The organism is Corynebacterium sp. H128 (assembly GCF_037482625.1).
GTDB lineage: Bacteria > Actinomycetota > Actinomycetes > Mycobacteriales > Mycobacteriaceae > Corynebacterium.
In genome coordinates, this window is record NZ_JBBHKW010000007.1 from 36674 (window position 1) to 48885 (window position 12212).

10 protein-coding genes are annotated in these 12212 nt (G+C 56.1%); all 10 read right to left on the reverse strand.

All coding sequences use genetic code 11. The features are described 5' to 3' along the window. Positions 1 to 2: 2 nt before the first annotated feature. On the reverse strand, positions 3 to 2648 hold the full coding sequence (locus tag WG915_RS07560) for an FAD/NAD(P)-binding protein (RefSeq protein WP_339564773.1): 2646 nt from the start codon (positions 2646 to 2648) through the stop codon (positions 3 to 5). Between the two features lie 5 nt (positions 2649 to 2653). Beyond that, positions 2654 to 3646 carry a pyridoxal-phosphate dependent enzyme gene (locus WG915_RS07565; RefSeq protein ID WP_339564774.1) on the reverse strand — a complete coding sequence of 331 codons (993 nt, stop codon included), beginning with the start codon at positions 3644 to 3646 and terminating at the stop codon, positions 2654 to 2656. Positions 3647 to 3743: 97 nt separating this feature from the next. Then, entirely contained in the window at positions 3744 to 3890 is a 147-nt protein-coding gene (locus tag WG915_RS07570) for a hypothetical protein (RefSeq protein WP_339564775.1), read from the reverse strand. A 216-nt stretch (positions 3891 to 4106) separates the two neighbouring features. Then, entirely contained in the window at positions 4107 to 6146 is a 2040-nt protein-coding gene (gene gyrB / locus WG915_RS07575; RefSeq protein ID WP_339564776.1) for a DNA topoisomerase (ATP-hydrolyzing) subunit B, read from the reverse strand. Between the two features lie 324 nt (positions 6147 to 6470). Continuing rightward, positions 6471 to 6614, reverse strand: coding sequence for a hypothetical protein (locus WG915_RS07580; protein ID WP_339564777.1), 144 nt, complete (start codon positions 6612 to 6614; stop codon positions 6471 to 6473). A 90-nt stretch (positions 6615 to 6704) separates the two neighbouring features. Next, a complete protein-coding gene (locus tag WG915_RS11610; RefSeq protein WP_445227801.1) occupies positions 6705 to 6926 on the reverse strand; it encodes a PLDc N-terminal domain-containing protein in 222 nt (73 codons plus the stop codon). A 192-nt stretch (positions 6927 to 7118) separates the two neighbouring features. Continuing rightward, positions 7119 to 7655 (reverse strand): DciA family protein, encoded by a 537-nt coding sequence (locus WG915_RS07585; protein WP_339564778.1) that lies wholly within the window; start codon positions 7653 to 7655, stop codon positions 7119 to 7121. Continuing rightward, positions 7652 to 8824, reverse strand: a complete 1173-nt coding sequence (recF, locus tag WG915_RS07590) for a DNA replication/repair protein RecF (RefSeq protein WP_339564779.1) — start codon at positions 8822 to 8824, stop codon at positions 7652 to 7654. Before recF ends, WG915_RS07585 begins: the two co-directional genes overlap by 4 nt. Then, on the reverse strand, positions 8825 to 10009 hold the full coding sequence (gene dnaN / locus WG915_RS07595; protein ID WP_339564780.1) for a DNA polymerase III subunit beta: 1185 nt from the start codon (positions 10007 to 10009) through the stop codon (positions 8825 to 8827). A 530-nt stretch (positions 10010 to 10539) separates the two neighbouring features. After that, positions 10540 to 11892, reverse strand: a complete 1353-nt coding sequence (dnaA, locus tag WG915_RS07600) for a chromosomal replication initiator protein DnaA (RefSeq protein WP_445227809.1) — start codon at positions 11890 to 11892, stop codon at positions 10540 to 10542. Between the last annotated feature and the right edge of the window lie 320 nt (positions 11893 to 12212).

Sequence of the window (12212 nt, forward strand, 5' to 3'; positions counted from 1 at the left end):
TCTTAGATTCTATGTCCGTCTAAGTTGACCTCGCCACGCAGATCGATGCGGTCCACTACCCTTTCCGGCCACACCACATTCTTAGCCAGCGGAATCTGGTGAGAAGCGCTTTCCAGAATGTGCATGAAATAGCCCGCGGTATTCGGAATGCCAATTATGTCCCCGGGCTGGACGCCCTTCGGAAAGCGGATCCGTCGACGCAGGATGATCTCATCCTCGATGCAATACGCTCCCACCAGATATCCCTCCAGCTCTGCAGCATCCGAGTTGCCGGCGCCCCGGATCACAATGGGATCCACGGTGAAGTCATCGGAGGTAGTGCGGCACTGGGTGCGGTTCATCGCCAACCCCACCAACGGCACCCCATCGCTGCGCTTTTTCACAAACTCGACGCGGGCCAGAATCAGGCCACAGCCGTCGAGTAGCGAGCGCCCCGGCTCCAAATGGAGGCGTAGCCCGCGTCCTCGCAGGCCGTCCGCGATGCTTTCTCCGTCTTGAGTATCCTGCAGAATCTCCTGCAACCACGCGCCACGAGTTGGGGTTTGCCAGTACGGATAAATGTTTCGCAGCGGATCCGATTTCCAAGTGAAAGGTGCGCACCCTTGGCTGCCGCGAAACGCCAAGAAGTGTCGCCACTGGCGTTCCTCTGCCAGGTAGCTCATCGGGACTCCGCCGCCAAGATCCACAAAGCTGAGACGATGCCCAGCCGCAGTGAGAGAATCCGCAAGCCCGAAAACCTCGCGGAGCGCAGTAGCTCGATCGTGCGCGCTGTAGCCATGCAAATGCACATGGATCCCGGTTACCTGTACAAACCCGAGATCAGCGCTGCGAAGAATCTCCTCCCAGACAGCGCTACGCTCCCCGAATCGAGTCGGAGGCAGCCTCCGGGGATCAGGGGCGAGCCGTGGCACGACGTTCACCGGGCGGTCCGCCAGCTGCTGGATCCGAGCGAGCTCCGCCGCATTATCCACGGAAATGCTAACCCCGGCCTGGATCGCCAAGCGCAGCAGTTCATCGGACTTAATCGCCGCGCTAAGAATGATGTCCGCCCCAGGGACTCCTGCCTCCAATACCTGGGATAGCTCCCGGAAACTGGCCACATCAACCCCGTGCCCGGCGCGATGAACGGTATCCACAAAGGTCAGCCCCTTGTTGGCTTTGCGGGCAAAGAAGATGCGCACCTGCACCCCGCTGTCACTGCCTGCCTCAACCAGCTCGTCCACGTTGGCCAGCATCGGGCGCGCATCCAACACATTGACTGGGCTGCCGAACTCCGCGAGGAGTTGTTGGCATTGTTGAGGCTCTGCCACCAGTTGGGCGGCCCAGGGTTCGAGGCGGGCGCGCATCGGGGGCACACCATGCACGTGAGCTGGAGAAATGCTAGACACTACTCGGCGGGCCCACCGGGGAATGACGTCATGTTGGGTGCGGGAGAGGGTGTCATTGCCCAGCACCCATAACTCGGTGGCACGTCCGATCACCGCGTGGGACGAGGATCCTGGCAGAAAGCCCGCGCTATCTGTGCGTACCGGTGGATGAGGCGGTGGTGCGAGTACCGCGTCGATCCTGAAGTCGGCTGCCGGCAACTCGCCGGTGCTGGGTGCTTGAATGATCCCGGCGTCGATAAGCGCGAGGATGCGTGCGGCATTGCGGGACGGTGGGCCGAAGGCGACGGGTTCAAGGCGTCGCGCCAACTCCCGGAATCCTGGCAATTCCTCACGGAAAGAGACTCTTTGTACGAGGTCTGGGTAGAGGGCACGAAAGGCGATGCCTACCGCCGCGCGGGCATCCAGGGGCTGCGCTCCAATAGCCACAGCATAGGATTTCCGCAGCTCAGCGATGCCGTCTTCGCAGGAGTCACCGGCCAACACTGCAGCAATCCCCTCGGAATCCTCGCACAGAGTCGTCGCTGCCTGGTGAATCAAGCTCATAATCTCCGCAGTATCCTGCGCGGCGTGTAGCTGGGGGCGCAAGCGATCCACCACCGCCGACATATCGGGGCTGTGATCAGGTTTTACGTTCATGAATCGCCCGGAACGATTCACTGGGTAGATTGCTGCGGGTTCTTCCCCGGAAGGCTCGTATCCCTGTGGCGTGAATCGGCCCCCACGGCCAAGAGTGAGGTCGAGGACCGCGTCGATAAAGGTCAACGAGGTGCCGCGGATTGCCACGGTGCTACCGGCGGGGATTCGATCTAAAGAGCCGTGCGGATAAACGCGCAGCACATCCGGACCTGTCAGTGCGTCAGCCCAGCTCCCGGCATGGCCGGTGACCTCTAGTACCTGGTCAAATTCTGCGGTCAGTGCGCCAGGATCCGCTACTTCCTGCGCGAGATGGGTCAACGTGCAGCGTTCCGGGACGGGCAACGCGTCCCAGGAGTCGGCCAAGAACTTCCCGACGGCGGCGCGGGGCGGATAGGTCTGTGTGTTTGCAGTATGGGCATTGAAGCTCCCCAGCGTGGTGGTTTCTACCACTGCGGCCGACACGTTCATCAACCAATAGTCGGGCTGCGCAGGGTCATAGGCTTTCACACCTCCGCCATCGAACACCGTGATGTGTAGTTCAAGATCGCGTTGCCAGGCCAGATTGATCAGTTCTTCCACGGCCCATAGCCCACGTGGGCCAGCGCCGACGATTGCAATGCGCACCTTGGTTACCCCTTTGCTGCTGTCGTGATCTCCGCTAGCGCAACCACGCCGAGCGTTTCCTGGACCCAGTGATCATCATAAATAGTTTGTAGATAAGCATTGCCGCCGTCGTGAAGCACTACAGCTGCCGTGGCATCTCCCGTCAGCTCGCCGTCGAGTTGCTGCAGGGCAGCGATCACCGCGCCTCCCGACGCTCCCGGCAGGATCGCCGTGCTGCGTGCCAAGCGTCGCGCCGCGCTTATCGACGCCCGATCTGCAACGCGCATAACCCTATCCGGTCGCACGCTCCGCGATAACTCCGGCACCACGCCAGCACCAAACCCAGGCAGCTGGCGATTACCTCTCGTGCCATCAAAGAGCACGGAACCTTCGGCATCCACTGCAATCACCTGGGTCGGCAGCTGATTTTCCCTAATGTAGCGGAGACAGCCGCCGATAGTGCCGGTGGTACTGACTGCCACCAATAGATAATCCGGTGCCTGGCCTAGTTGCTGGTGAATTTCCTGCATCGTGCCATCGCAGTGCGCCTGAAACGCGGCCGGATTGGAGTATTGGTCCAGGTTGATTGCTGCGGGATTGTCTGCCAGCAGCTCAGCAACCTTCTTTCTGCGGGCGACAAGCCAATCTCCGGTCTCCGGGTCCGGCTCAGTGAGGGCATGCACAGTTGCTCCCATCGCCTTCATATAGGCAATGGTCGCAGCGTTTGCGCGGGGATCCACGACGCAGTGGAAGTCCCAACGTCCTAAGGTAGCCTCTCGAGACAACGCGAGTCCGAGATTGCCGGAACTGGATTCCACGACCATCGTCCCGGGAGCGATATTCGCTGCGGCCACCATGGCATGGGCGGTGCGATCTTTAGCGCTTCCGCCCGGGTTGAACTGCTCGAGCTTCGCCCATGCCCTGAGGTGTTGCAATTCGAGCCCAGCTAATGACACCAGTGGGGTGCCGCCGAGAGCATCAGCAATGGATGAGAGCACTTCTGGAGCTTTCGTATTCATGTTGCTCCAGTGTAAAAAGCAAAATCAATGACAAGTGTGCAAAATTGCGAATGAGACTAAGTTGAGATGAATAATTTACAGTCGACCAGGCTTTTTGCTACGCCACGCTCCCAAGAAACAGTGCGGCAAGCACCCACGCCAAGTAGTGCCACGACTCCGCGCCGAAGTAAGTGCTATCCGAGTCGAAGCCAGCAGCGGTAGCAACTGCCGCCATGGCAAAGAACACTATTCCGGTGATCCACATGCTTGAACGCTTCATGGGATGTGCAGGTCGAGCGCGCAGCCTAGGCGATGAGCTCCGATGCCCTGCTTTCGGGGAGTGGCATGAAAGAGCAACGCCCTTGCAGCTAATCGAAAAAATACCCGCCTGCTAGTGCACGGTGACCTAGCAGGCGGGTAAAACTTCCAGTGAAGCTACCTAAAATCCCTTTAAGCAGTGAGACAAGGTAACTCGACTTTGTTAAACGTCCAGGAAGCGAACGTCCTTTGCATTTCGAGTAATGAAGGAACGACGAGCGGCAACGTCGTCACCCATGAGGATGGAGAACAACTCGTCAGCGCGCTGGGCGTCTTCCAAGTCCACGCGACGCAGGATACGAACAGATGGGTCCATGGTGGTTTCCCACAGCTCGCTGGCGTTCATTTCGCCCAGGCCCTTGTATCGCTGGATGCCATCATCGGTGTTGATCTTGCGGCCAGCCGCGAGGCCTTCCTTGAGCTGATCATCGCGCTCCGCATCGGAGTAAGCGAAGCCTGGGTCGCCCTTGCCTTGCCACTTCAGCTTGTACAGCGGTGGCTGTGCCAGGTAGACGTGACCTTGGTTGATCAGCTCCGGCATGAAGCGGAACAGCAGGGTGAGCAGCAGCGTCGCGATGTGCTGGCCGTCCACGTCAGCGTCGGCCATAAGCACAATCTTGTGGTAACGCAGCTTGTTGATGTCAAACTCATCGTTGATGCCGGTGCCCAAGGCGGTGATGATCGCCTGAACTTCGTTGTTCTTCAGCACCTTGTCCAAGCGCGCCTTCTCCACATTCAGGATCTTGCCGCGCAATGGAAGGATCGCCTGGTACATGGAGTCGCGGCCGGACTTAGCGGAGCCACCTGCGGAGTCACCCTCCACGATGTAAAGCTCGGATTTGATTGGATCCTTGGAGCGGCAATCGGCCAGCTTACCCGGCAAACCACCGAGGTCAGTAGCGGACTTGCGACGAATCAGATCACGAGCCTTGCGCGCTGCCTGACGAGCCTGCGAGGAAGACACAGCCTTCGAAATGATGATCTTCGCCTCAGCCGGGTTCGCATCGAACCAGTCAGCGAGGTGCTCGTTGGTTGCCTTTTGGACGAAGGAACGGATCTCCGTATTACCGAGCTTGGTTTTTGTCTGACCCTCGAACTGTGGATCACCAACACGCACGGAAACGACGGCGGCAAGACCTTCACGACAATCCTCACCCGTGAGATTCGGCTCCTTTTCCTTGAGCAACTTGTGCTCACGCGCATACTTATTCATCAAAGAGGTCAGCGCAGCGCGGAAACCTTCTTCGTGCGTGCCACCCTCATGAGTGTTGATGGTGTTGGCAAAGGTGTGGACTGATTCGGAGTATCCCGAGTTCCACTGCATTGCCACTTCAATCTCGTGGCCTTCGCCCTTGGCCTCATAAGTGACGATGGTTGGATGGACTACGTTCTTCGTCTTATTGATCGAGTTGACGTAATCCTTGAGGCCGTCCGGGTAGTGGAAGACCTTCTTCTTTTCTTTAGGCTTGCTCTTCTTCGCTGGCGCTTCGTCGGCTTTACTATCGACGTCGTCAAGCGAAATAGCCTCGGCGGTTTCGCCTTCCTCAGCTAGGGCTTCGAGCTCAAGTTCTTCTTCGGTGACGCGCTTGTCCGTGAGGGTAATGGTCAAACCCTTGTTCAGGAATGCCATTTCCTGCAGGCGCTTAGCAATGATGTCCCACTTGAAATCGGTGGTCTCAAAGATCTCAGCGTCCGGCCAAAAACGAATTGCGGTGCCGGTACCGCGAGCGTTGCCACCCTCTTCAAGTTCTTCCGGCACGGCCATGTTGAAGCGCTGATACCAGTGCTTGCCATCACGCTTAATATCAGCTTCAACACGAGTAGATAGCGCGTTGACCACGGAAATACCCACACCGTGGAGACCACCGGAGACGGCATAAGAATCCGAGTCGAACTTGCCGCCGGCGTGCAACTGGGTCATAACGACCTGCACGGTAGGAGCACCGGAGGGGTGCATTTCTACGGGGATGCCACGACCATCGTCGATGACCTCGACGCCACCGTCTTCGAGCAAGGTGACGTCGACGCGGGAGGCGTAGCCGGCCATCGCCTCATCAACCGAGTTGTCCACGACTTCCCAGACCAGGTGGTGGAGGCCACGCTCACCGGTAGAACCGATGTACATGCCAGGACGCTTACGGACAGCTTCGAGACCCTCAAGGATGGTGATCGATGAGGCATCATATTCATGTTGCGCAGCCACGGGTAGCTAGCACTCCTTGCTCTAATTGCTGATAGACCCCTCTATCTTACACTGTGTGCTCCCCTACATGACTTAGGCAGGAAGCTCGGAGAAGGGAAAATAGAGCGGTTTCTCACAAATCGATTACCGCATAGACCAAAAAGACGCCCTGCCGGATATGGCAGGGCGTGATGAAAACTCACTAGGACTTCTTCTCATCCTTGCGACGGCGTAGTTAAGTTCCTATTTCATAGATGATTTGAGCCCTTTGTCTCCTCACCAACACCGAGGTACCGCGACTATCTCGGAACACAACTGGAGTTCTTTAACAAGAAGTTGTGAAGTTCAGCGCTTTTGAACAAGTTCGCTCTTCAGAGTTTGTACTTCTTGTTCCAACTCTCGTCTACGGACAGTCTGCCGACGTGCAATTTCTACCAAAACAATGATGAGAACTGCGTCTGCAATCCATGCAAGCCAAAGGGTTGACATAGATAAAGCTCCTTATCAAATACAGGTTAGATCGATTCAGACGAACATCGGGTGAGGCGGTTCGCCCCGATTGCTCATGACATTTCCCAGCTAGCTTCTTCGGCGAACCGAGTAAATGTAAGCAATAGGTCCCACTAGCGGAAGAAGGAAAATTACAAGCAACACAAGTACTGCTGACCAGCTCTTTGGTTCCTGACGAAAGTAGTGGACCATCGCCACAACCAAGAGAATAAGCGCAGCTACTGACAAAGCTAGATAGAAGTAGTCAACAGGCTGGTACTCCAGGAGCGATGGGCCACTAAGCATTTGCATCACCTACGTTTGTATTTCCATTCACACTGTTTACCTCCGCAGTTGGGTCGAAATTATGCACAACTTGGCACTATTGATTGCAGTGGCCGCACACCCAATTTGACGACTCCGTTGCGTGCTGCTCTTTCGATTCGTGTTTCAAGCTAAGCAAAAAGTGAATCAGTGTTGTTTGAGTCTATCTAGGTAGCATGATTATCCATAGGTATCCCTTGGGCCACGTCCCTTCACGTGCAGCGGCCCTTTCCGCCAGCTCGGAGTCTTAGGACCAAATATCTTCAGCTCGGCCACCACATCAGGCCCCACATGTCGGGCAATTTCTTGCAGAATTTGCCGTTGCATCATCCGCAGGTTAGTAGCCCACGCCGTGGAATCACAGGAAATAAACAACTGTTTATCCTTTAGCATTTCCACTCGCGTATGCTCAGCAATCTTTTCACCCACCAACAAATCCCAGTGTGAATTGACCCAGCCACCAGCAATTTCTTTCTGCCATCCGCGTGCCTGAATTTCCTTGCCGAGTATCTGTCCAAAGGATTGAAAGTTGTCGCGACGCCATAGCCGCCGGCCGTCGCGCCCCGTAGGAATACCTGGCTGCCGTGGGGTTTTCGCGCGTGCTTGTCGACGCCCCTGCCCCTGCTTACTCAAATCCGGCAACTTGCCGGTGGTCTTTTTCGCCTGTTGCCGCACTTGCTGAAACGCGGACTGGATGAGGTCATCGGATTCCGTCATTGCGCAAGATCCATTACTGAAATACGGCCGAGTTCATCGTCGTCGATAGCAGTCACCGTGTGGGAATGCACGGTCGCTTGATCTAGGTTTTCGGGCAAATCGGCGTCGACAGCCGCAGTAATCAACACCTGCTCCACCCCGGCTGCAATCTGCACTAGGGTGGTGCGGCGTTTGGCATCCAGCTCCGCGAAAACATCATCAAGGATGAGGATCGGATCAGTGCCGCTGCCTTTGACCAGGTAAAACTCTGCAATTCTCAGGGAAAGCGCATAGGACCACGTTTCGCCATGGCTGGCAAAGCCCTTGGCTGGTTCTTCGCCCAGCATGAGTTCCAGGTCGTCGCGATGCGGACCAACCAATGACATCCCACGCTCGATTTCACGTTGACGCTTCGTCCCAAGTTCCGCCAGCATGGCGGCCTCGAGAACATCTTCCGCTGGTTGTTCCGTCGGGACGGTGGACTTGTAGGTCAACTTTGCTGGCCTGGATTCCGGAGCAATCGTGGCATAAGCTTCGGGCACCTTCAGCTGCAGTTCTTCGACTAACCGTAACCGATGCGCAATGAGCTGCGCGCCCAAATGTGCCAGCTGAGAATCCCACACATCAAGAGTTGCCAGCGCCGCAGCACCCTCGTTGTCTCCATAACCCCGTCTTAAGGCAGAAGAAGCAGTCTTGAGCAGGGCGTTACGTTGCTTAAGCACCCTGTCATAATCCGCCTTGATACCGGCGATGCGCGGCTGGCGCGTAGCCATGATTGCGTCCAAATACTTGCGACGCTCAGCCGGCTCACCCTTCACCAACGCCAAGTCTTCCGGAGCAAACAACACCGTCTTTACCACCCCGAGAACCTCGCGGGGGCTTTTGAGCTTTGTGCGGTTGATCTGCGCCTGGTTCGCCCGGTGCGCATTAATCAGCAGATGCGCGGTGAGTTCCCGTCCTTCATTGATCGCAGTTGCAGAAACCAGTGCATTCTCAGCCCCCGAACGCACCAACGGGGAATCGGCAGCGACACGATGGCTGGAAAGATGCGCAACATAGCCGATGGCCTCGACGATATTGGTCTTTCCATGACCATTTCGACCCACAAAAACAGTCACTCCCGGCTCTAGCTCTAACTCCAGCGTCGGCCAGGAGCGAAAGTCACGCAGCGACAGTTTTGCTAAATACATTTAACCTGGCAGGCGAACCGGCATGAGCAGGTAAGTGAAATCCGTTTCCGGGGTTGGGAATTCACCATTAGCGTCTGCCTCGGGCAGTTCCGCTGGTTCCGGAATCATGATCGCTGGGCGGGAAGGCTGGGTGAAGCCGAAAACTACACGGTTAGTGCGAATTACTCCCAGCCCGTCCTTGAGATAGCCAGGGTTGAAAGCAATGTGCAGTGGCTCGCCTGCGAAAGCACAAGGAAGTACTTCCTCGGCATGGCCAGAATCATTGCCGCCGGCATCAAGAACAACCTGACCTTCGGAGAAGCTCATCCGGATCTGGGCGTTTCGATCGGCCACGAGGGCGACGCGGCGGATGGCGTCGAGAAGCGGGCTGATCTCTACCGAAGCGATCGAGGTGTGGGTCTTTGGCAACAGCGGACGGAAATTCGGGAAGTCCGCATCCAGCATGCGAGTAGTGGTCTGGCGAGTATCGGCATGGACACCGAACAGGCCATCTCCACCGATCTGCTCGTCGTTACCAACAGCGATTTCTACCGGATCGTTGAGACTGTTATCCAGGCTGCGGGCGTTTTCCAGGAGCGTCTTGGCTGGAATGAGAAGTTTGGCTTCCACCTGCGGATTGCGGGGAATCCAATTGAAGCTGCGAACAGCAAGACGGAAACGGTCAGTTGCTGCAAGCAGCACATCCTCGCCGTGAATCTCAAGATGCACACCGGTGAGCATTGGCAGCGTTTCGTCGCGACCAGCAGCGGTTGCTACCTGAGTTACTGCTTCAGTAAAGAGTTTGGGATCGATCGCGCCGGTCACCTCAGGCAAAGCCGGGAGTTGCGGATAATCATCGAGTGGAATGCTTGGTAGTTCGAAACGGGAAGCACCACAAGAAACCAGGACCTTCGAGCCGTCAACGGTGACATCTACCGGCTTATTTGGCAGCGTGGCGGTGATGTCTGCGATGAGCTTGCCAGCAACTGCGATCCGACCCGGCTGGGATACTTCGGCAGAAATACGCTGCTTGGTGGAAACTTCGTAGTCAAAGCCCGCAAGCTCTAGGCCCTCATCATCGGCGGTGATCAACATGCCACGGAGCACCGGTTGCGTTGGCTTCGATGGCAAACTACGCGCCACCCATGCCACCGCGTTAGCCAAATCATCCTTGGCTACGCGAAAAGAAACGGACGCCATCTCCATGCTCGCTTTACTCCTTGCAGGTCTTGATCCAATTAATGGAATTACACACAAACGTACCTGTCGGAAGGGAAGTTAGGAACTCGGTTTGGTTTTTGTCATTCCTCGCTTGCGCTGAAGACGACAAGCCTCAAACATGTTATCCCCACGCCTTCTTTCTTCTTTATTTATTACTAGTAAAAAGAAGGTAACTACAGTAAGTCCTGTGCAAACTGTGGATAACTAGCTCTTTCCACAGCATCTGGGGTCAATCTTAGCGTGTGGACATCCGGTGGATGGGATGTGGATATCTCGGCCCTGGTGTGGATGCTTTCTGCCTGCTCAAAGTTGTGCACATGTAGTCCACTTTTGTCTCACAGAATTTCCATTAGTTGTGCACACAGCTTGCGGTGCCGCTTGTGTGTTCAGACTCACCAAATTACAAAAGTGTAATTACACAGCTGTGAATAACTCTGTGGATAAAAAAGGGGCCGAAACCGGCCCCTAGTTGTGTAACTACGTGTTCATCATTCCTATCGCGGAAAACCTGCAGCTCAGGCTCTATTGCGACTCTTAATATTTGAGGTTAGCGCCTGAATCTGATCGTAAGTATCACGCTTTTCGGTGATTTCCTTGTTGATTTTGCGCACTGCGTACATCACCGTGGTGTGGTCCTTGCCACCAAAGTGCTCTCCGATGCGAGGCAAGGAGAGATCGGTGAGTTCGCGACACAAATACATGGCAATCTGTCGGGCGTGCGCCACCGCACGGGTCTTTCCAATGCCCGTCAGAGCGGCAATCGGGATGGAGAAATACTCCGCAGCCTGCTCGATGATGATGTCGGCACTGATCTCAACATCGTTGGCGTCCGGCATGATGTCACGCAGGGCAATCTCAGCAGTTTTGAGGTCGATGGGTTCCTTGATCAGGGAAGAGTAGGCGGTTACTCGGATCAGAGCACCTTCCAGCTCACGGATCGACGTCTCGAATCGAGAGGCGATGAGTTCAAGGACATCATGGTCAACCACAGTCCCCTCCGACTGCGCCTTCTTGGACAGGATCGCCATGCGAGTTTCCAGGTCAGGGGGCTGAATATCGGTAATCAGGCCAGCTTTGAAACGAGTGCGCAGCCGGTCAGTGAGGGTCGTTAGCTCTTTTGGTGGTCGGTCAGAGCTGAGCACAATTTGCTTGTCTGCCTGATGGAGCGCATTGAAGGTGTGGAAGAACTCCTCCTGCGTACCTTCCTTACCCTCCAGGAATTGGATGTCATCGACCATGAGCACATCGAGGTTGCGATAGTTCCGCTTGAATTTCTCTTGGCGGTCATCGCGAACAGAATTGATGTAGTCATTGGTGAATTCTTCGGAGGAAACATACTTCACGCGCAATCCGGGCTGAAGAACCCGGGCGTAATTGCCTATCGCGTGGAGCAGGTGGGTTTTTCCAAGCCCCGAGCCACCCCAAATGAACAGTGGGTTATATGCCTGTGCGAGGGATTCGGAGACGGCGAGCGCCGCCGCCACTGGGAATCTATTCGAACTACCGATAACAAAGTTCTCGAAGGTGTACTTCGGGTTTAATGACATCTCGCGTTTGTCTAGGGACGGCACTTCGCGATGTAGACGCTGCGGTTGTGGTTGCGGTTCTGGTTCCGTCACCACCACTTCTTCCCACTGTTCGCGCTGGTGTGGCGACGACTGGAGTTTGTCCAGCTCAGTACGGGAAGGAACTCGGGTACTTGCGGCTACTACCGGTTGGGGTGCGTGCGCTGCAGTGACGGGAAGCTCGGTTTGTACCGCTTCTTGGGGTTCTACGGAGACGGCGAGCGAAAATGGGCGACCCATCCTGCGCTGCAATACCAGCCGGATTGCGTCTCCGAGGTCGTTTTCGATGACGTCGCGTGCCATGTTGTGTGGCGTGGAAATCACGGCATAGCCAGGGACAAAAGTGATCGGCTTGACCAAAGTGAGGAATCCGCGTTGTTTAGCCGTTAATGGAGGGATTCCGGAGTTGGGCTCCGCCGCCAACCGGGCTAGGTCCGCCACTACTTCCTGCCATGTGGTGAGCAGGTCGTCTGGGGTCTCAGTCACGTATTTTCCTTTGGTCTCTAATAAACGGCCGGGCTCAGCTAGTAGCTACTCGCCGGCCGTCAGGCCACCACAAGCGGTGGCCTTGAGTTTGAACAATCGAATTTAGGCTTGCAATGGAAGTGGATGAAATTTCCACA